18 protein-coding genes, 2 tRNA genes and 2 rRNA genes are annotated in these 19,852 nt (G+C 68.4%); 7 read left to right on the forward strand and 15 right to left on the reverse strand.

Features of this window, described 5'->3' with window-relative positions; translation table 11 throughout:
• Window positions 1–1,530: ribosomal RNA gene (locus CLT68_RS00005) — 23S ribosomal RNA — on the reverse strand; the annotation flags it as partial.
• 384 nt (window positions 1,531–1,914) lie between these two features.
• Window positions 1,915–3,431 (reverse strand): 16S ribosomal RNA (locus CLT68_RS00010).
• Between the two features lie 634 nt (window positions 3,432–4,065).
• Here CLT68_RS00010 and CLT68_RS00015 point away from each other — a divergent pair.
• Window positions 4,066–4,290, forward strand: a complete 225-nt coding sequence (locus tag CLT68_RS00015) for a hypothetical protein (RefSeq protein ID WP_088949748.1) — start codon at window positions 4,066–4,068, stop codon at window positions 4,288–4,290.
• A gap of 18 nt (window positions 4,291–4,308) precedes the next feature.
• Here the strand turns inward: CLT68_RS00015 and CLT68_RS00020 are convergent, their stop codons facing one another.
• The 6 genes from CLT68_RS00020 to CLT68_RS00050 form a co-directional block, all read right to left on the reverse strand.
• Complete coding sequence (locus CLT68_RS00020) at window positions 4,309–5,106, reverse strand: carbon-nitrogen hydrolase family protein (RefSeq protein WP_099856637.1); 798 nt, start codon at window positions 5,104–5,106, stop codon at window positions 4,309–4,311.
• A 301-nt stretch (window positions 5,107–5,407) separates the two neighbouring features.
• Entirely contained in the window at window positions 5,408–6,703 is a 1,296-nt protein-coding gene (gene clpX, locus CLT68_RS00030) for an ATP-dependent Clp protease ATP-binding subunit ClpX (protein ID WP_088949750.1), read from the reverse strand.
• A gap of 209 nt (window positions 6,704–6,912) precedes the next feature.
• The gene (locus tag CLT68_RS00035; RefSeq protein WP_088949751.1) at window positions 6,913–7,575 is read right to left on the reverse strand and encodes an ATP-dependent Clp protease proteolytic subunit; all 663 of its coding nucleotides are present in this window, start codon (window positions 7,573–7,575) and stop codon (window positions 6,913–6,915) included.
• A gap of 10 nt (window positions 7,576–7,585) precedes the next feature.
• Window positions 7,586–8,227, reverse strand: a complete 642-nt coding sequence (locus tag CLT68_RS00040; RefSeq protein ID WP_088949752.1) for an ATP-dependent Clp protease proteolytic subunit — start codon at window positions 8,225–8,227, stop codon at window positions 7,586–7,588.
• Window positions 8,228–8,423: 196 nt separating this feature from the next.
• The gene (gene tig, locus CLT68_RS00045) at window positions 8,424–9,764 is read right to left on the reverse strand and encodes a trigger factor (RefSeq protein WP_099847954.1); all 1,341 of its coding nucleotides are present in this window, start codon (window positions 9,762–9,764) and stop codon (window positions 8,424–8,426) included.
• 138 nt (window positions 9,765–9,902) lie between these two features.
• Window positions 9,903–9,976 (reverse strand) — tRNA-Pro (locus tag CLT68_RS00050).
• Between the two features lie 324 nt (window positions 9,977–10,300).
• Between CLT68_RS00050 and CLT68_RS00055 the strand changes: the two genes are divergently transcribed.
• The 3 genes from CLT68_RS00055 to CLT68_RS33020 all read left to right on the forward strand — a co-directional run bounded on the left by CLT68_RS00055 (window position 10,301) and on the right by CLT68_RS33020 (window position 11,457).
• Window positions 10,301–10,374, forward strand: a tRNA-Gly gene (locus CLT68_RS00055).
• 68 nt (window positions 10,375–10,442) lie between these two features.
• Window positions 10,443–10,958, forward strand: a complete 516-nt coding sequence (locus CLT68_RS00060) for a putative immunity protein (protein ID WP_099847956.1) — start codon at window positions 10,443–10,445, stop codon at window positions 10,956–10,958.
• An 88-nt stretch (window positions 10,959–11,046) separates the two neighbouring features.
• The gene (locus tag CLT68_RS33020; protein ID WP_199176954.1) at window positions 11,047–11,457 is read left to right on the forward strand and encodes a hypothetical protein; all 411 of its coding nucleotides are present in this window, start codon (window positions 11,047–11,049) and stop codon (window positions 11,455–11,457) included.
• A gap of 31 nt (window positions 11,458–11,488) precedes the next feature.
• Here CLT68_RS33020 and CLT68_RS00070 read toward each other — a convergent pair whose 3' ends face one another.
• The 3 genes from CLT68_RS00070 to CLT68_RS00080 all read right to left on the reverse strand — a co-directional run bounded on the left by CLT68_RS00070 (window position 11,489) and on the right by CLT68_RS00080 (window position 13,454).
• Window positions 11,489–11,986, reverse strand: coding sequence for a GNAT family N-acetyltransferase (locus CLT68_RS00070; RefSeq protein WP_099847958.1), 498 nt, complete (start codon window positions 11,984–11,986; stop codon window positions 11,489–11,491).
• Between the two features lie 125 nt (window positions 11,987–12,111).
• Window positions 12,112–12,948, reverse strand: coding sequence for a hypothetical protein (locus tag CLT68_RS00075; protein ID WP_099847960.1), 837 nt, complete (start codon window positions 12,946–12,948; stop codon window positions 12,112–12,114).
• Window positions 12,945–13,454 (reverse strand): SigE family RNA polymerase sigma factor, encoded by a 510-nt coding sequence (locus CLT68_RS00080; RefSeq protein ID WP_099847962.1) that lies wholly within the window; start codon window positions 13,452–13,454, stop codon window positions 12,945–12,947. The genes CLT68_RS00075 and CLT68_RS00080 overlap by 4 nt, the downstream gene beginning before the upstream one ends.
• A 195-nt stretch (window positions 13,455–13,649) precedes the next feature.
• Here CLT68_RS00080 and CLT68_RS00085 point away from each other — a divergent pair, with 195 nt between their 5' ends.
• Both CLT68_RS00085 and CLT68_RS00090 read left to right on the forward strand, forming a co-directional pair.
• Window positions 13,650–15,794: a M14 family zinc carboxypeptidase gene (locus CLT68_RS00085; protein WP_099847964.1), complete on the forward strand. Its 2,145-nt coding sequence runs from the start codon at window positions 13,650–13,652 to the stop codon at window positions 15,792–15,794.
• Window positions 15,795–15,888: 94 nt separating this feature from the next.
• Complete coding sequence (locus CLT68_RS00090; RefSeq protein WP_099847965.1) at window positions 15,889–16,155, forward strand: hypothetical protein; 267 nt, start codon at window positions 15,889–15,891, stop codon at window positions 16,153–16,155.
• Window positions 16,156–16,343: 188 nt separating this feature from the next.
• Here CLT68_RS00090 and CLT68_RS00095 read toward each other — a convergent pair whose 3' ends face one another.
• Window positions 16,344–16,889 carry a hypothetical protein gene (locus CLT68_RS00095; protein WP_088949760.1) on the reverse strand — a complete coding sequence of 182 codons (546 nt, stop codon included), beginning with the start codon at window positions 16,887–16,889 and terminating at the stop codon, window positions 16,344–16,346.
• Window positions 16,890–17,028: 139 nt separating this feature from the next.
• Here CLT68_RS00095 and CLT68_RS00100 point away from each other — a divergent pair, with 139 nt between their 5' ends.
• Window positions 17,029–17,370: a hypothetical protein gene (locus tag CLT68_RS00100; RefSeq protein ID WP_099847967.1), complete on the forward strand. Its 342-nt coding sequence runs from the start codon at window positions 17,029–17,031 to the stop codon at window positions 17,368–17,370.
• 2 nt (window positions 17,371–17,372) lie between these two features.
• Here CLT68_RS00100 and CLT68_RS00105 read toward each other — a convergent pair whose 3' ends face one another.
• From CLT68_RS00105 to CLT68_RS00115, 3 genes are all read right to left on the reverse strand, one after another.
• The gene (locus tag CLT68_RS00105; protein ID WP_099847969.1) at window positions 17,373–17,840 is read right to left on the reverse strand and encodes a ribose-5-phosphate isomerase; all 468 of its coding nucleotides are present in this window, start codon (window positions 17,838–17,840) and stop codon (window positions 17,373–17,375) included.
• An 88-nt stretch (window positions 17,841–17,928) separates the two neighbouring features.
• Entirely contained in the window at window positions 17,929–19,128 is a 1,200-nt protein-coding gene (locus tag CLT68_RS00110) for a DUF1015 family protein (protein WP_099847971.1), read from the reverse strand.
• 89 nt (window positions 19,129–19,217) lie between these two features.
• Window positions 19,218–19,778 carry a hypothetical protein gene (locus tag CLT68_RS00115; protein ID WP_199176955.1) on the reverse strand — a complete coding sequence of 187 codons (561 nt, stop codon included), beginning with the start codon at window positions 19,776–19,778 and terminating at the stop codon, window positions 19,218–19,220.
• Window positions 19,779–19,852: the final 74 nt, after the last annotated feature.

Genomic DNA, 19,852 nt, shown 5'->3' on the forward strand with positions numbered 1-19,852 from the left:
CTTTCGCGGGTACGGGAATATCAACCCGTTGTCCATCGACTACGGCCTCTCGGCCTCGCCTTAGGTCCCGACTCACCCAGGGCGGATTAGCCTGGCCCTGGAACCCTTGGTCATCCGGCGGAAGGGTTTCTCACCCTTCTTTCGCTACTCATGCCTGCATTCTCACTCGTGCCGCGTCCACAACTGGGTCACCCCGCTGCTTCACTCGCGGCACGACGCTCCCCTACCCATCCACACACCTGCACAAGGAATCAAGTCCAAGCGAGGTTAAAATGTGAATGCCACAGCTTCGGCGGTGTGCTTGAGCCCCGCTACATTGTCGGCGCGGAACCACTTGACCAGTGAGCTATTACGCACTCTTTAAAGGGTGGCTGCTTCTAAGCCAACCTCCTGGTTGTCTATGCGACCCCACATCCTTTTCCACTTAGCACACGCTTAGGGGCCTTAGCTGGTGATCTGGGCTGTTTCCCTCTCGACTACGAAGCTTATCCCCCGCAGTCTCACTGCCGCGCTCTCACTTACCGGCATTCGGAGTTTGGCTGATTTCGGTAAGCTTGTGGGCCCCCTAGACCATCCAGTGCTCTACCTCCGGCAAGAAACACGCGACGCTGCACCTAAATGCATTTCGGGGAGAACCAGCTATCACGGAGTTTGATTGGCCTTTCACCCCTAACCACAGGTCATCCCCCAATTTTTCAACATTGGTGGGTTCGGCCCTCCACGCGGTCTTACCCGCGCTTCAGCCTGCCCATGGCTAGATCACTCCGCTTCGGGTCTAGGACACGCGACTGAATCGCCCTATTCAGACTCGCTTTCGCTACGGCTCCCCCACACGGGTTAACCTCGCCACATGCCACTAACTCGCAGGCTCATTCTTCAAAAGGCACGCCGTCACCCCGCAAGGCTCCGACGGATTGTAGGCGAACGGTTTCAGGTACTATTTCACTCCCCTCCCGGGGTACTTTTCACCATTCCCTCACGGTACTTGTCCGCTATCGGTCACCAGGAAGTATTTAGGCTTACCAGGTGGTCCTGGCAGATTCACGGCAGATTTCAGGGGTCCGCCGCTACTCGGGAACACCCACAGAAGGTCAGCAACTTTCACCTACCGGACTTTCACCGTCTACGGTCAGCCATTCCAGACTGTTCGACTAGCCACTAACTTTGTAACTTCTCGAACAAGTGTCAGCTTGTTCAGCAGGGTCCCACAACCCCGACCACGCAACCCCTGACAGGTATCACACGCAGCCGGTTTAGCCTCGATCCGCTTTCGCTCGCCACTACTCACGGAATCACTAAATTGTTTTCTCTTCCTACGGGTACTGAGATGTTTCACTTCCCCGCGTTCCCTCCACACACCCTATGTGTTCAGGTGTGGGTGACACCACATGACTGGTGCCAGGTTTCCCCATTCGGACACCCTGGGATCACAGCTTGGTTGACAGCTCCCCCAGGCCTATCGCGGCCTCCCACGTCCTTCATCGGCTCCTGGTGCCAAGGCATTCACCGTTCGCCCTTGACAACTTGACCACAAAGATGCTCGCGTCCACTGTGCAATTCTCAACAAACGACCAACCCACAACCCGATCCGCCCCACACCAAACCCAGCCCTTCAGGACCAGCGGTATGTGGGGCCAGGCCATGCCTGGCAGACTCCCAGCCCCCACACCGGAGGGCTGGCCAAGTCTCTGAAACAACAACCGATGGTTGTTCCTTCAGGACCCAACAGGGTGCTCACATTTCTTCTCAGCCGCACCAGGGACTTCGTTCCCACCACCCGAAAGCAGCTGTACTAGAAGGAACCCGGCCGTTGCCGAGGAAAAACTTGCCAGTGTCTCCGCCATCTGAGCACCCCACCACCACAGTCGGGCAGTGCGGGCTCCTTACCGACTTTCGTCGGAAGGTGCTCCTTAGAAAGGAGGTGATCCAGCCGCACCTTCCGGTACGGCTACCTTGTTACGACTTCGTCCCAATCGCCAGCCCCACCTTCGACGGCTCCCTCCCACAAGGGGTTGGGCCACCGGCTTCGGGTGTTGCCGACTTTCGTGACGTGACGGGCGGTGTGTACAAGGCCCGGGAACGTATTCACCGCAGCGTTGCTGATCTGCGATTACTAGCGACTCCGACTTCACGGGGTCGAGTTGCAGACCCCGATCCGAACTGAGACCGGCTTTTTGGGATTCGCTCCACCTCGCGGTATCGCAGCCCATTGTACCGGCCATTGTAGCATGCGTGAAGCCCTGGACATAAGGGGCATGATGACTTGACGTCATCCCCACCTTCCTCCGAGTTGACCCCGGCAGTCTTCGATGAGTCCCCGCCATAACGCGCTGGCAACATCGAACGAGGGTTGCGCTCGTTGCGGGACTTAACCCAACATCTCACGACACGAGCTGACGACAGCCATGCACCACCTGTGACCGCCCCCGAAGGACCTCACATCTCTGTGAGTTTTGCGGCCATGTCAAACCCAGGTAAGGTTCTTCGCGTTGCATCGAATTAATCCGCATGCTCCGCCGCTTGTGCGGGCCCCCGTCAATTCCTTTGAGTTTTAGCCTTGCGGCCGTACTCCCCAGGCGGGGCGCTTAATGCGTTAGCTGCGGCACAGGAAACCGGAGAGGTCCCCCACACCTAGCGCCCAACGTTTACAGCGTGGACTACCAGGGTATCTAATCCTGTTCGCTCCCCACGCTTTCGCTCCTCAGCGTCAGTATCGGCCCAGAGACCCGCCTTCGCCACCGGTGTTCCTCCTGATATCTGCGCATTTCACCGCTACACCAGGAATTCCAGTCTCCCCTACCGAACTCTAGCCTGCCCGTATCGACCGCAGGCTTGGAGTTGAGCCCCAAGTTTTCACGGTCGACGCGACAAGCCGCCTACGAGCTCTTTACGCCCAATAAATCCGGACAACGCTCGCACCCTACGTCTTACCGCGGCTGCTGGCACGTAGTTGGCCGGTGCTTCTTCTGCAGGTACCGTCACTCTCGCTTCGTCCCTGCTGAAAGAGGTTTACAACCCGAAGGCCGTCATCCCTCACGCGGCGTCGCTGCATCAGGCTTCCGCCCATTGTGCAATATTCCCCACTGCTGCCTCCCGTAGGAGTCTGGGCCGTGTCTCAGTCCCAGTGTGGCCGGTCGCCCTCTCAGGCCGGCTACCCGTCGTCGCCTTGGTAGGCCATCACCCCACCAACAAGCTGATAGGCCGCGAGCCCATCCCAAGCCGAAAAACTTTCCACCCCCAGCCATGCGGCCGGAAGTCCTATTCGGTATTAGCCCCCGTTTCCGAGGGTTATCCCAAAGCTTGGGGCAGGTTGCTCACGTGTTACTCACCCGTTCGCCGCTCGAGTACCCCGAAGGGCCTTTCCGCTCGACTTGCATGTGTTAAGCACGCCGCCAGCGTTCGTCCTGAGCCAGGATCAAACTCTCCAACAAAAAATTAGTTGAACAGCATCCTGACAACAAACAAATGTTGCCAAAGGAATCCCAACCAGCCAGCAAAAACTGACCAGTCCGGGGTATAAATCATAATTGGCACTGGCTTTACAAGCACCCTGTTGAGTTCTCAAAGAACAACCACACACCGACCAGAAGCCCCACCTCAGTGGAACCCCGTTTCGGGGCAACCGCTCAAACTTACTTGGTCAAACTTTCGTTGTCAACCTCGTATCCGAGGCGATCAACTTGGTTCGTCCGGATCCACGATGACGCACGCCGTGACCGGCGGTCGTTACTGTCGTGGGAAGCCGCAGACCGGCCGATCGCCGCTTCGCGGCTCTCCGCCCGGCTCCTGCCGGCTCCAAAACTCTACCCGGTCGGCTTCGCGTTCGCAACCCCGTATCCGGAGTGTTCCGCACCGCCCGATCCTCGGTCTCGCTCGGCGTTCCCGCCACGAGCCCGGTGCCCGTTCTCCGCCGGTTTGTCCGGCGTTCCCCGTGCAGAGAGAAAGTTACGCGGACGGCCCGGAGAAGGCAAATCAGGGTTCATCACTGGTTCGACCGACCGGGGCGCGGCGGCACCCGGCGCAGGCTCGGGACGCGGGCTGTCCCGACGTGCCAGAGTGTCAGACATGGATGAGTCCGGGCTGGGCACCAGGGTGTTCGCCGAGGAGGCACTACTGGGCCTCCTCCTGCCGTTCTGGCAGGTGGTGATCGGTGCGGTCGTGCTGGTCGTCCTGGTGCTCTCGGTGGGACGGCTGGCCCGACGGGGCAAATCCCGGATGACCACCGCGCTGCTGGTCACCGCCGCGGCCATCGCCGGGTTCGCGGTGATCGGCGTTCTGCTGGAAGGCTGAGACTGCCAGGCCCTGGTGTCAGAGCCGGCGGTTGGCCAGGCTGGGCAGCTCGGCCCGGATCGCGGCAAGGCGGTCGAGGTCCAGGTCGACGACGGACACACCCGGGCCGTCCGGCGCCTGGGCGAGGACCGTCCCCCACGGGTCGACCACCATGCTGCGCCCAAAGCAGGTGCGACCTGGCTCGTGGTCGCCGGTCTGGCCAGCCGCCGCCACGAAGCACTGGTTCTCGATTGCCCGGGCCCGCAGCAGGACCTCCCAGTGGTCCCGTCCGGTGTGCATCATGAACGCTGCAGGGACCACCAGCAGTTGTGCGCCGCCATCGATGGCGAGCAGCCGGTAAAGCTCCGGGAAACGCAGGTCGTAGCAGATCGACAGGCCGACCCGCAGGCCCTCGACGTCCACCACCACCGGTTGCACACCCGGCGCCACGCTCGCGGACTCCCGGTAGGAGACCCGACCGGGGATCTCCACGTCGTACAGATGGATTTTGCGGTAGCTCGCTGCCAGGGCGCCGGTGCGGTCGAAGACCAGCGACGTGTTCCAGGTGTGCTCCGGGTCCGGGCCGGCCTCGTGGAAGGAGCCGGCCACCACCCAGATGCCGAGCCGTCGGGCGATCCCGGCGAAGAAGCTGCCGACCTCCCCGTCCACCGGCTCCGGCTCCGGCAGTCCGGCGGCGGGGCCGAGGTAGTCGACGTACTCCGGAAGGACGGCAAGGTCCGCGCCGCCGGTGGCGGCGCGTTCCAGCAGGACCTCGGCGGCGGCCAGGTTGGCCTTGCGGTCGTCCCGGGCGTTCAGCTGGCAGACGGCGACACGCATGACCACAGGGTACGGCGGGAGGTGCCGGCGTGGACAGCGTCAGCGGCGGTCGGGGGCCAGGGCACCGACAGCACCTGTACGACCGGCAGCGGGACGCTGGGGAGCCGCGACACCGTGGACAGGGCGATCGAGTCGGCACGACGGAACGCTTCCCGTCGGACCCAGCCGCGGTCAGCGTGACGACAGCGGCGAAGCGGCCCGGCTGATGATGGTGGCGGCCCCCCGGTCGGGCGAATGGGACCGCCAAACGCGATCACGCCGGCCGCGTCAGGATCGAGCGGCCGGCGTGACACGGGGAGGATCAGGCCGACTTCTCCTCGCGGTCCCGCCGGGCACGGCGCCCGGTGAACTCGCGCGGAACGATCGTCGGGTTGACGTTTTCCAGGACCACCTCGCGGGTGATCAACACCCGGGCGGCGTCGGGGTTGCTGGGCACCTCGAACATCGCGGAGAGCAGAACCTCCTCGATGATGGCGCGCAGACCACGGGCACCAGTGCCCCGCAGCATCGCCTGATCGGCGATCGCCTCCAGTGCCGGCTCGTCGAACTCCAGCTCGACCCCGTCCAGCTCGAACAGGCGCTGGTATTGCCGGACCAGCGCGTTGCGCGGCTCGGTGAGGATGCGAACCAGGGCGCTGCGGTCAAGGCTGCGCACGTTGGTGATCACCGGCAGCCGGCCCACGAACTCGGGAATCAACCCGAACTTGAGCATGTCTTCCGGCATGACCTGGCTGAAGATGTCGTCGGTCGACCGATCGGACACCGACCGGAGCCGGGCACCGAAGCCGGTGCCGCCCTGCCCGGTGCGGGACTCGATGATCTGATCCAGGCCGGCGAACGCACCGCCGCAGATGAACAGCACGTTGGTGGTGTCGATCTGGATGAACTCCTGGTGCGGGTGCTTACGACCACCCTGCGGCGGGACGTTCGCCACCGTGCCCTCGAGCATCTTGAGCAGAGCCTGCTGCACGCCCTCGCCGGAGACGTCGCGCGTGATCGACGGATTCTCCGACTTGCGGGCGATCTTGTCGACCTCGTCGATGTAGATGATGCCGGTCTCGGCGCGCTTGATGTCGTAGTCCGCGGCCTGGATCAGCTTGAGGAGGATGTTTTCCACGTCCTCGCCGACGTAACCCGCCTCGGTCAGCGCCGTGGCGTCGGCGATGGCGAACGGGACGTTCAACATCCGGGCGAGGGTCTGCGCCAGGTGGGTCTTGCCGCACCCCGTCGGACCGAGCAGCAGGATGTTGGACTTCGCCAGCTCGACGGCATCATTGCCGGAGCCTGGCGCGTTGGCCGCCTCGGCCTGGATCCGCTTGTAGTGGTTGTAGACCGCGACCGCGAGCGCCTTCTTGGCCTGATCCTGCCCCACGACGTAGTTGTCGAGGAACTGGCAGATCTCCATCGGCTTGGGAAGCTCTTCCCACTTCACCTCGCCGGACTCGGCCAGCTCCTCTTCGATGATCTCGTTACAGAGATCGATGCACTCGTCGCAGATGTAGACCCCTGGGCCCGCGATGAGCTTCTTGACCTGCTTCTGCGACTTGCCGCAGAAGGAGCATTTCAGTAGGTCGCCGCCGTCACCGATCCGTGCCACCTACGTTCTCCCTGCACTCATCGGCCGGAGACCCGGCCCTGACCTGCGGACGCTGCGCGCCGTCCGGCTTGGTTCGCCCCGCCGGTCGACCGGCGAAGCGGTACGGACCCGACGTTACCCGCTGGCGGGGCATTCTCCGACCCCCAAAACGGGTGTGTCAGAGGTCGGCCGGGAACGAAAGCCCCGGCCAACCTCTGACCCGGTACTGCTCAGCTAGCGGCCTGGGCGGCCAGCAAGCCCTTCTTGCGGCTGGTCAGGATCGTGTCGACCAGCCCGTACTCCTTGGACTCCTCGGCCGTCATGATCTTGTCACGGTCGATGTCCTTGCGAACCTGCTCGATCGGGCGGTTGCAGTGGCGGGACAGCATGTCCTCCAGCTGCGTACGCATCCGCAGGATCTCCCGGGCCTGGATCTCGATGTCCGAGCCCTGCCCGTAGCCGCCCTCGGTGGCCGGCTGGTGGATGATGATCCGCGAGTTCGGAAGAGCCATCCGCTTACCGGCGGTGCCCGCGGACAGCAGCACCGCAGCCGCGCTGGCGGCCTGGCCGAGGCAGACCGTCTGGATGTCCGGACGGACGTACTGCATGGTGTCGTAGATCGCCGTCATCGCGGTGAACGAGCCACCCGGCGAGTTGATGTACATGATGATGTCGCGGTCCGGATCGGTGCCCTCGAGCGTCAGCAGCTGGGCCATCACGTCGTTGGCCGACGCGTCGTCCACCTGGACGCCGAGGAAGATGATCCGGTCCTCGAAGAGCTTGTTGTACGGGTTCGACTCCTTGACCCCGTACGACGTGCGCTCGACGAACGACGGCAGCACGTAGCGGTTGTGCACGGCCGCGAACTGGGGCGGCAGGCTCAGATCGGTCATCGTCAGCTCCTCAGCTCAGGGTCCCGGCGCCATCCGGAACCTGTGCGGCCCCGATGATCACCTTGTCGATGAAGCCGTAGTCCATGGCCTCCTGGGCGGTGAACCAACGGTCCCGGTCCGAGTCCGCCTCGATCTGCGACTGGTCTTGGCCGGTGTGGTGCGCGACCCGCTCCTGGAACATCCGCTTCGTGTAGAGCATCTGCTCCGCCTGGATGGCGATGTCGGACGCCGTGCCGCCCAGGCCACCGGACGGCTGGTGCATCATGATCCGGGCGTGGGGCAGGGCGTAGCGCTTGCCCTTGGTGCCCGCGCAGAGCAGCAGCTGACCCATCGAGGCAGCCATGCCCATCGCCACGGTCGACACGTCGTTGTCGATGAACTGCATGGTGTCGTAGATCGCCATGCCGGAGTAGACCGAGCCACCCGGCGAGTTGATCCACAGGTTGATGTCGCGGTCCGGGTCCTCCGCGGCGAGCAGCAGCAGCTGCGCGCAGATGCGGTTGGCGACCTGGTCGGTCACCTCACTGCCCAGGAAGATGATGCGCTCCTTGAGCAACCGGTTGTAGACCGAGTCGTCGAGGTTGCCAATGGAGTCGCCACCGCGCGCTTCAATCGCCCGGAGCGACTTCTTGGGGATGTGCATGTCGGTCATGGCAGCCCTTCGCTCTCCGTACCGTCTTTCCCGACACTAACCGCTGTGCGGGGCGGCAGAGTCCCGGTCGGGGCACTGTTCGCTCTCAGCGCAGCTGTGTCGGGCGTACCCGCGGCGCGGGCTTCCGGGCCGTACCCCGGAAAGGGAAACGGCCGCCATCCACCGCGCAGCGGCGGACGGCGGCCGCACCCGACGATCAGTGGTTGTGCTCGGCCTCGTTGGCGGCGCGCAGCGCGTCGAGGCTGACGGGGTTGCCGGCCTCGTCCTTGATCGTGATGCGCTCCATGACAGCGGCGAGCGCCTTGCCCCGCCGCACGTCGCCGAAGACCGCAGCGGCAGCGCCGGAGCGCACCAGCTGGTCGTAGTACTGCTGGGGAGCCATCCCGGCGCGCTGCGCCCGGTGCACGATCTCGTGACCGAACTCGTCGTCGGAGACCTGGACGTCCTCGGCGTCGGCCAGCGTGTCCAGCAGGAGCTGGACCTTGACGCCCTCGGTCGCCGCCTCGGTCAGCTCGGCGTCGATCTGCTCCTCGGTCTTGTCCTCGGCCGCGAGGTATTCCTCCATGGAGGCGCCGATCCGCTCGAGCTGGTCGACCATCGCCTGCTTGCGGCTCTCGACCTCCTCGCGGACGACACCCTCCGGGGCCGGGATCTCGGCGGCCTCGACGAGCTGCGCCAGGGCCTTGTCCCGAGCGGCGTAGATCTGCTCGACCTGCTTGCCCTGGGTGACCCGCGCCCGCAGGTCGCCGCGCAGCTCCTCGATGGTGTCGAACTCGCTCGCCATCTGGGCGAACTCGTCGTTCAGCTCGGGCAGCTCCTTCTCCTTGACCGTGCGAACGGTCACCGCCACGTCGGCGTCGCGACCGGCGAAGTCGCCGCCGACCAGCTGAGTGGTGAAGGTGGTTTCCTCGCCGGCGGAGAGGCCGACCACTGCCTCGTCCAGGCCCGGCAGGAGCTGCTTGCTGCCCACCTCGTGGGAGATGTTGCTCGCCTGGCCGCCCGGCACGTCCTCGCCGTCGACGGTGGCGTTCAGGTCGATCTGGACGAAGTCACCCTCGGCGGCGGCCCGCTCGACGGTCTTGAGGGTCGCGAAGCGCTCCCGCAGGTTCTTCACCTGCTCGTCGATCTCGCTGTCGTCGATCTGCAGCTCGTCGACGGTCACCTCGATGGTGCTCGTGTCCGGGATGGTGATCTCGGGCCGGACGTCGACCTCGGCGGTGAAGTTCAGCGAGTCACCGTCGTTGAACTCGGTGATCTCGACCTCGGGGCGCCCCAGCGTCTTCAGGTCGTGCTCACGCACGGCGGCGAGGATGTTCTCCGGGATGGCCTCCTGGACCGCCTCGTTGAGGACGGTGCCCCGGCCCACCCGCTGGTCGATCACCGCGGTCGGCACCTTGCCCCGGCGGAAGCCCGGGACCTGGACCTGCGAACCGATCTCCCGGTACGCCTTCTTGAGGCTCGGCTCGAGCTCGACGAACGGCACCTCGATGGCGAGCCGCACGCGCGTCGGGCTCAGAGTCTCGACGGTGCTCTTCACAGGCGTACTCCTTGACGGATCTCAGTTGAGTCTGGGCGTGATTCAGCCCATCGAGTGTAGGCGAGCCGGCCTGACGCTCCGGCATCGCCCGGGGACCGCGCTGGGCGGCACCCGGGGCGGCCCGGCCGCGGACGACAGTCGGGGTGGCGGGATTTGAACCCACGGCCCCTCGCTCCCAAAGCGAGTGCGCTACCAAGCTGCGCCACACCCCGTGGCGACGAGCAGTCTATGCCGTCGCCGCGCCTCAGGCGGTGCCGGGGCATCCCCCACCCGGACACATCCCCCAAACCCGCCGAATCGCCCACTCTGCCGAGCACGGAGGTGCCCGCCGCCCGGCCGTCGCCCAAGATCCGCACAACTTCCGGGTTGTAGTGGCCTCAGGGCGTGCGGAGACCACAACATCCCTGATGTTGTGCGGATCTTCGGGGCTGCCACGCGGGGCCGGGACGACGCGGCGCCGTCAGGCGGTGGCGTGGCTACGCGCCGGGCGCAGCCATTGGGTACGCTGTCGGCGCGACCCGCTCAGGTGGGTGCACGCGGGCGTAGCTCAATGGTAGAGCTTCAGTCTTCCAAACTGACTACGCGGGTTCGATTCCCGTCGCCCGCTCCACCAGCCCTCCGGCCCAGGCCAGAGGCTGTCCCCCGGGGACACCGGCTCGACCTGGAGGATGTCCAGCCATGATCCTCCCGAAGGTGCGGGACCGGCGCTTCATCACGCTTCGCCGCGGTGGGAGCCTCACCGATCCGGATCACCACCTCCTCGCCCTGTGGGCCGCGTCCTGCGCGGAGCACGTCCTGCACCTGTTCGAGTCGGTTCGGTCGGACGACCCTCGACCGCGGGAAGCGATCGAGCACGCCCGCGCCTGGGTGCGGGGTGAGGTCACGATGACGCAGGCCCGCTCGGCGGGCGGGCACGCCATGGGCGCGGCCAGGGACCTGCGCGGGGCGGCACGGCACGCCGCGTACGCCGCCGGCCAGGCGGGGGTCGTCGCACACGTCGCCGCGCACGAACTGGGTGCGGCCGCCTATGCGATCAAAGCCGCACGTGCCGCCGCGCCGGCCGGCGACAGCGATGCCGCGGGGCGACTCGAGTGCCGGTGGCAGCGTGCACAGCTCCCGGAGGCGATCCGCGAGCTGGTGCTCGACGACCAGCGGCTGCGCAACGACATCTGCTGGTCGGTCTTCGACTGCTGAACAGGGCGCCAGCCCACCTCACCGCTCACCAGCCCGTACCCCCGGCGTTCGATGTCCGCCGATACGGCTCCTGCGCGACCGGTGGCGGATGGCCGAGACTGTGGCGATGTCGCACAAGGGTGAGGGCGCTCCGCGCAGGCAGGTCGTTCTTGCCGCTCTGCTCGTCGTCGCCGGCGTGCTCGTCCTCTTCGTCCCGGCGGGCGACGAGGGCAGGGTCCTCATCGCCCTCAGCGAAGGTCACGGACTGACGGCCGTGGACGTGGTCGGCGCGGCGCTGCTGACGGTGGGCGGCACCTGGCTGGAGGTGCTCGTGATACGACGCCTGCCGCACCTCGCCCTGCCCCCACGGGCCCTGTTCGCACTCGGCCTGCTGGCCGGCCTCGGCGTGGGACTCCTGATCGCCTCGGTCTTCTCGGGGTTCTTCTGGTGGTGGGCCGTCGGCGCCAGCACGCTTGGCGTCGCCGTCGCCGTCCTCGTGCCCCTCACGGCGCGCCGGTGAGGCCGGCGCGCCCCGGATCACCCCGTACGCGTCACGAGGCGCGCGGCAACGCGAGCCAGTCCTGCCAGGCGATGTCGCGGCCCAGGTAACGGGGCTGCCGGAAGGGCCAGTCCGCGGCGATCCACTGCGGCACCAGCGCGTCGAGTGCGCGCTCCGCCTCGCCGCCGACGAGGTCGTCCACCACCCACCAGGAAACCTCGCCGTCCGAGCCGGTGCGCTCGGGCGGATCGACGTAGACGCAGCCCAGGATCGCCGTCTCGTCCGCGTCCAGCAGCGCGTAGTTGAACGACTGGTGCGCGGCTATCTCGACCTCGTGTCGCAGCAGGTCGATGCGGTCCTCTTCGTAGGTCATCTTCTCGTTCGGCCACGCCCAGGCCGGACCGAAGATCTCCCACAGGCGCTCCCGGGAGCCCATCACCGCGGGGTAGTCGAGCGCCGTGTCCGCCTCCCGGATCGGCCGCAGGTGAAGCGTGGTGCCGGGCACGGGCACGTGGACGGGGTGGACGAAATCGTCGGGCAGCCAGCTCATGGGCGCTGACGCTACAACCGCCTTACACCTGATGATCCACGCGGCGGGCTCTGACGCACAGCAAGGCCCAGGTGGACCGCACGGTGGCGGCACCTGGACCCACTCGGCGAGGCCGAGTCGCCGTGTCACTTCAGGTGGAACCGTTCGTCGACCGCGAGAGCCGCCAACTGCGGCACGGAGAACGGCAGCTTCGTCAATGCCGGCCGGCTCTCGTCCAGCCGCACGCTCTGCGCCACGAAGACCACCACGCCGTCCGGGTGCCGGTACGCCGACCACTGGTCCAGCCGATCGTCGTCGCTCGGCCGGACCACCACGCCGACCCGCGTCGCACCGACGGTCTCGACCTGGCACTCGCCCCTCATGCCCCAGAACTTCTGGGCCAGGTCGCACGGCTCGGCCGGCAGCGGGTTGGGGGCGTCGTGCACCTCGACGATCACGCGCCCGGTGCCCTTGCCCTGGGCCACGGCCACCGAGGTCAGGTAACTCCACACGTCGATGCCGTCCACCTCGGCCTCGAACTGCGCCTGCTGGGTCCGCAGAGTCGGATCGGACTGGCCCGGTGGATCCTCCGGTGCGGTGAAGCCGGCGGGCACGATCGAGACAGCCTCCCTGAGCAGGTGGATTCCCTGCTCGTACTTGGATCCGGCTCGCGCGGTCCGGTCCTCCTGCGGTCGACCGTCGGGCCCGGTCGGCCACGCCTGCTTGGTGTCCCCCGACGCGTCCGGAGATGCCAGTGGCCCGTTGCCCGCCGGCTGGTAGAGGCGGCCGTCCGGAGTGGTGACGGCCGCGAAGCCGGCGACCGCCAGCACGACAGCCGCCGATCCGAGGGACGCCCACACCGCTCGGCGGCGGAACTGCGTCCGCCGGGCCGCGCCGAGCGCTGCTCCCGTACTCAATGGTGGTGGCGGGGTAACGCCCGCCATCTCGCTGCGCAGGCCCTCGCGCAACTCTTCCTCGTTCATCGCTCCCCCATCTCGATCCCGCTGTACGTGGGTGCCAGGAGGCCGCGCAACGTGTCGAGCCCGCGTGCCGCCTGGCTCTTCACCGTCCCTGGAGAACACTCCAGCAGCGCCGCGACATCCTCGACGGACAGGTCCTCCCAGTAGCGCAGAACCAGCACGGCCCGCTGGCGCGGTGCCACGCGGGCCAGCGCCTGGAGCAGCACCAGTCGGCTCTCCGCCGAGTCGGGCGGGGCCACCTGGTCGGTGTTCTCGCCACCCACCCGTTCACGCCGCCACCAGCCGCGACGGCGCTCGTCGAGGAATGTCCGGATCAGGATCTGGCGCACGTAGCTGTCGAGCACCTCGTGCCGGGAGATCCGGTTCCAGACCCGGTAGAGCTTGACGAACGCGGTCTGGACCAGGTCTTCGGCGCGGTGCCAGTCGCCGCACAGCAGGTACGCGGTGCCGCGCATGGCACCGGAACGTGCCGCGAAGTACTCGGCGAACGCCTTGTCGCGATCGCTCATTCAGGCCTCCGATCCCCGTTTCGAGGTAGTCACGCGGGGTCCGGCACGCCGGGTTGCTCCGGAACTCGCGGACGTGTCACCCGATCAACGCCGAACGACGTCCGGAGGCTACAACCGATGCCGCATCACCTTGACAGGTGTCGATCTATGCACTGGTGTAAGGGCCAGGTACATCGATGTCCGTCAGGAGGGCACATGATCGTCCGACGACGGTGGACAGCTGCCGCCACCACAGCGATCCTGTTCAGCGCAGTGCTGTCCCACCCCGCTCCGGGAACCGCGGCACCCGCCGATCCCGCACCACCGATCACCCTGAGCGCCACCGAGACCGCCCTGGTCCGAGTGCAGCTACGTGACCAGGCACAGCTCGACCGACTCGTCGCCACCGGCGCGGACCTCGCCAACCGGCCCCGGGCGCGGGACGGGCGGATCCTCGCCGACCTCGTGCTCAGCGGCACGCAGCTCGCCGAGCTGACCGCCCAGGGCGCGAAGGCCGTACAGGTCGTGCAGCGTGCCGGGGACGGCAGCCGGCACCATGCCGAGAGCGTTCGCGCGGCGCAGGCCCGCACCGCCGCCGGGCTGCGCGCTCCGGCCGCCGGCCAGCGGACCACCGCCGCCGCGGCCGTGGACACCCTCCAGGTGCAGCAGGCGTACTGGTGGACCACGAGCGGCCAGACGTTCCTCCAGGCCCAGGTGGCCACCACCGCCACCGACGACCCGGACGTGGAGATCACCGTCAGTTGGCGGACGGCGGACGGCGCCACCGGGTCGTTCCCGCTGTACCGGTTCGAGGACTCCGGCGAATACCAGTACCACTACAACCTTCCCCAGCCGGTGCCGAACCGGCCGGTCCAGTTGACCGCCACCTCCAGCCTCGGCGGGGCCAGCCGCGTGATCACGCCGACGTTCTGGCCCAACGCCACCCCGCCGCCCCTGCCGGCCGGTTACCAGAAGGACTTCATCGACGCGTACCTGACGCCGACCGACATCCAGGCTCGGATCAAGCGGCTGGCCCGCCAGTACCGGGATCTGGTGGACGTCATCGACCTGCCGAACAAGACCCAGGGATACCGGCGCAACGCCGTCGCGTACCTGGGTGACCCGGCCGTGGCGGCCGTGGTGGTCGAGTCGGTCCGCTTCGGCGACCAGGGCATGAACGGCGTGCAGGTGCGGACAGTCGACCCGGGCCGGCGCAACCGACCGCTGACCGTCCGTTACCGCGATCGCGTGCTGACCGTGTCGTTGGCCACCGACACCGCCGGCAAGACGGTGAGCACCACCGACGAGGTCGCCGCGGCGATCAACGCCCGCCAACCGAACCGCTTCCGGGCCACCGTCGAGGACGGCTCGACCGGGCTGCCCATGCCGGTCGCCGGTCCGGCGCGGCTCGACGACGGGTTGCAGGGCACCGAGGTGCCGGCACGGCCGTGGACGGTGCAGGCGCTGCGCCTCGGCGTACACCGTGACGGCTCCCGGGTCGGCGTGCTCGCCTACTCCCAGGAACACGCCCGGGAGTGGGCCACGCCGCTGGTGACGCTGGAGTTCGCCGAGCGGATGCTGGCCAACGCCCGGACCGACCCGGCCACCCGCGAGCTGCTGGAGCAGGTCGACATCTTCGTCATTCCGACGGTCAACCCCGACGGCGCGAACTATTCGTTCAACGACTTCAACATGCAGCGCAAGAACCTGGTCAACCACTGCACCGGGGCGGCCCGCGACCCGAAGTACCGCACCTCGTGGGGCGTCGACCTCAACCGCAACTACACCGTCGGGTCGTACTTCGACGGCTACGTGGGCGCCAGCGCCAACTGCCTCTCCGGCACCTACGCGGGCACCGCCGAGCTGTCCGAGGCGGAGAGCAGCAACGTGATCGCGCTCGCCAAGGCCCACTCGAACATCAAGTTCGCGATGAACGTGCACTCCTATGGCGGGTACTTCATGTGGCCGCCGGGGGCGTACCGGGCCGACGGCCGGGTCACCCTGCCGCGACCGTCGATCGACGAGTCGACGCTGTTCCTCAACAGCGCCCGGCGGATCGTCGGCGCCATCGCGCAGGAACGGGGCACCGTCACCTGGCCGTCGCAGACCGGGCCGGTCGCCGACGTGCTCTACTCCGCCGCCGGCAACTCGGCGGACCAGCTCTACTACGAGTTGGGCATCTTCGCCTGGGACTTCGAGGTCGGCAACGACCGGTGGAACCCGGCGACCAACCAGTGGGAGGGCGTCGGCTTCCAGCCGCCGTTCGACGAGGCACACGGCGAATCCCAGGAGTACGCCGGCGGACTGGTGGAAATGGTCCGGGTGGCCCGCGACTACGCGGCGGCCCAGCCCGCCGCCTGATCTCCGGGCGGTGCCGTGCCCGCACGCCGGGCACGGCACCGCCCGCCGACATTTCATCCGTTTCCGCCCGACGGCTCGCGGGTAGGGCTTGTTCATGGACACGAACACCACGGCCCACCTGATTGGCGGCCCCCGCGACGGCAGCACTCACGACACCGGCGGCGACGCGCTCGTCGAGCTGGAGATCGACGGCATGATGCACCGCTACATCAAGACCACGAAGCAGCACGACGACGGCCAGCCGCTCTACAACTACGACGGGATGGTGGCCCCCGACGGCGGCGAGCCCGGCGTCGAGGACCCGGCCGCCCGGGTCGTCTCGCCCCGCGCCGACGCCGAAGGGCACGGCGGCACCCACTGACCGCAACACCGAGCGGATCGAGCCGCCCCGAACGGGGGCACCAGTCGAACCGGCCGGCCACGGATGAACCGTGGCCGGCCGGGTAAGCAGCAGCCTTGCCTGGTGGGGAGACGACCGGCGTCGCGGCGTGCCGCGACCGGGCGTACGGGCGGGCGGCACTGAGCCGACCCGCCCGTACGCGCCCGCGATCAGTTCGAGGAGATCCAGTTCCAGGCCGAGACGACCCACTCGGTCTGCTGGAGCCAGGCCACGCCGAGGCCGACGAGGAACACCGCCGTCGCCAGGTGGGCGCCGCGCGCACCGCGCCGGACCCGACCGAGTTGCCGCTCCAACACCACCCGGCCGACCAACCGGAACAGGGCGAACAGGCCGACCGCCACCAGCAGACTGAGCACCAGCACCAGCAGCGGACCGCTCAGGTCACCCTGGCCGGAGAGCGCCCAGATCCCCCAGCAGACGAACGCGAACAGCCCGGCCGCCGCGCTCCACTCACCGCCACGCCGGAGCTGCGACATCCGCGAGCTCAGCGACCGGCGCGGGGCCGGCTCGCCGGGCCAGCCGGTGCCGGTCGGCTCCTGCTCCACCACCGGGAACGGCTCGGTCCGCGGGCTGCGCGGCTGGCCCACCGGGGCGACACCCCGGCGGAACCCGTCACGCTGCGGCGGCACCCCGACGCCGGCCTGCGGCGGCACCTCCACGGTCCGCTCCGCCCACGGCTGCGTCTGGTCTGCCATCTTGTCCTCCCCCTGACCGACGGCAACAACACCGCCTGATCCGAGGGTAGCCAGCCGGCAAACTGGTCGCCGACCCCGCCCGAGACGCCGGCCGACGCGACAGTGCCGAATCCCACCCCGGGCAGGGTACGGTCGGCTGATGGGTGACCCCGACCGACGACGGCGACGGCTACGCCACCACCCCGACTCGGAGCCGGCCGGGCGCAGTGCCGACAGCCCGACGGTCAGCACCCCCGGGGTGCATGACGGTGACGACCCGCCGCCGCGCCGCCGAGGCCCGGGTGGCGACGAGCGCGACGGCGAGCGGGGGCTGCGAGGGCTGGTCGGCTCCGGCTCGTCCCAGGTGGGCCTGAGCGCCGCGCTGCGGGCCCGGGACGCCGCCCGGCCCACCGACGAGGATCTGGCCGAGGCGGAAGCCCGGGTGGTTGTCGTCCGCCGAAACTGGGTGCCCCGCGAGGAGTTGCCCCGCTCGCCGCGCTGACCTCAGGGCAGGACGGGCAGCTGCCGGGTCCGCTCATACTCGGCGACCTGGTTGATCCGACGGGCATGCCGCTCGTTGCCGGAGAACGGCGTGTTCAGGAACGCCTCGACGATGCCGGTGGCCTCGTCCAACGTGTGCTGCCGGGCACCGATCGCGACGACGTTCGCATCGTTGTGCTGGCGCGCCAACTGAGCGGTCTCGACGCTCCAGGCCAGCGCGGCGCGGACGCCGGCGACCTTGTTGGCGGCGATCTGCTCGCCGTTGCCGGACCCACCGATGACCACTGCCAGACCTGTCTCGTCAGCCACCACCTGGTCGCCGGTGTGCAGGCAGAACGTCGGGTAGTCGTCGTCCGGGTCGTAGCTGTGCGGGCCGACGTCGACGACGTCGTACCCCTGCTTGGCCAGGTGGTTGGCCAGGTGCACCTTCAACTCGAAACCGGCGTGGTCGGATCCCAGGTAGACGCGCATACCGGGCAGTCTGTCAGGCCGCGCTCTCCGACGTCGCGGGGGCGGCGTCGGAGAGCCGGGTTCGTCACACGGTCGTGCCGGGGAACGCTCAGCGCGGCAGCTCGGCGACGACCAGACCGCCACGCGCCTTCGGGGTGAACCAGGTGCTCTTGCGGGGCATCTTCTCCCGAGCGAGGTTCACCGCGACGAAGTCGGCGACGGTCACCGGCGCGATGAGGATGGCCAGCTCGGCCCGCCCGGCGTCGACCTCACCGGTGAGCCAGCTCGCCGGGTAGTCACCGCCGACGTAGGTGATCCTCTTGTCGCCCGGGTCCAGACCGAGCGCGTCGCGCAGCAGCAGCCGCTCGACCAGAGCGTGGTCCAGGTTTTCCAGGCGGGCGGAGGCCGTCGTCGGCAGGCGCACCGCGTACCCCTGGCCGTCGAGGCGGAGGTGCACGGTGCCGCCACCCTGCGGGACCTCGACCGGGCCGTCGATCGGCTCGACCTCGGCGCCCGCGGCCCGCAGCCGGTCGAGCAGCTCGGCCGGTGTGGTGGTCAGCTCGCTGACCAGTCGGTTGTACGGCTGGATGGCCACCGACGCGGGGGTCGTGACCACGGCCAGGAAGCGCGACAGCCCGCCGGTCTGGGCAGCCAGGCTGCGGTGGTTGCCGTCCGCGACGACCAGCTCCCCGCCGCCGGCGAGAGCGGTCAACGCGGCCTGCTCCGGCCCGGGACCGAGCAGCCAGATGGCGTGCGTGCGCCCCGCCTGGTCGGTGTCCGTCGCGGCGGGCGCGCCGGACATCTCGGTCGCCGACGCGAGCGCGGCGTGCAGCTCGTCGCCGCGCCCGGTCTGGAGCAGCAGTACGGGTGAGAGCAGGTGACCGAGCGCCTCGGCCAGTGCCACCCGCTCGCGCACCTTGGCGATGAAGACGTCCTCGTTGCGGATGACCAGACCGGGCTCGTCGGCCCGGGTGGAGATCTGGTCGGTGTCCACCATCGCGAACAGCCCGTACGCCGGCTCCTCGCCGGGTGCGGTGATCCGGTAGAGCACCACCACCTGCTCGGCGGGGGTGTAGCTGCCGTCCGCCTTGGCCTCGGCGAGGCGCGCGACCGCGTCCGGCAATGCGTCCAGGAACGACCTGCCCAGGCTCTGCGGGGCGCGGTGCGGCATCTCGATGCCGAGGGCACTGTGCGGGTTCGCCTCGATGATCGCGGTGATTTCCGCGTCGTCGGCGAACTCGTCGTAGTTCTGCGCGCCGGTGCCACCAGTGGTGACCCACGCCCGGGAGATCGGATGCACGACCGTCATACCCGCTGACGCTACCGGCGACGGTGTCGCCGTCGACGGGGGACCCGCGGGGGGTCCACCAGATGAAAGCGCCAGGCCGGGCGGAGTGGTCAGCCGGTGCGGTCGGACGCGCCCCGGCGGTGCCTGCCTGCGGTTGCCGGCCCGCCATTGCCCCGCCGGCCGGTGCCGACCGGCCCGGTGTTCACGGCACGGCGGGGTGACGCGGGCGGCCCCGGCACGGGCCGCTCGGGCGGCGGCGACGGGACGGGTCGCGGGCTCATGGGCGGCGTGGGCACCGGACGTGAGGGGGCGGGCGCCGGCGGAGGCGGCGCGGGTTGGGCCGGTGCCGCCGCCGACGGGACGGGCGACGCCGGGACCGGCAGCGCCGGGACGGGCGACGCCGCGGTGGACGCCACGAGGTCGATCGGGCCGGAGTCGACGGCTGACGTCAGAGGGTCGGCCGACGTGGGCGGCGTGAGCCGGGAGGTCACCGGAACCCGGGCCACGCCCACCACGATGGGCGGCGCGAGCAGGTCGACAAGATGGGCGGGTAGGTCCGGACGGACCGCCGGCCAGCGGGAGTCGTCAACGGACCAGTAGGCCGCGCCGGGAGTGTCGATCACCCCCTGCCGGGTCAGCTGATCGTCACCGGACGCACGGTGCTTGGCCATCGGGATTGCCTCCACGAACTGCGGGGTGCGGCCCTGCGGGTCGCTGCGGCGGACATGCAGGCCAACGAGCGCGG

Source organism: Micromonospora sp. CNZ299, assembly GCF_002754415.1.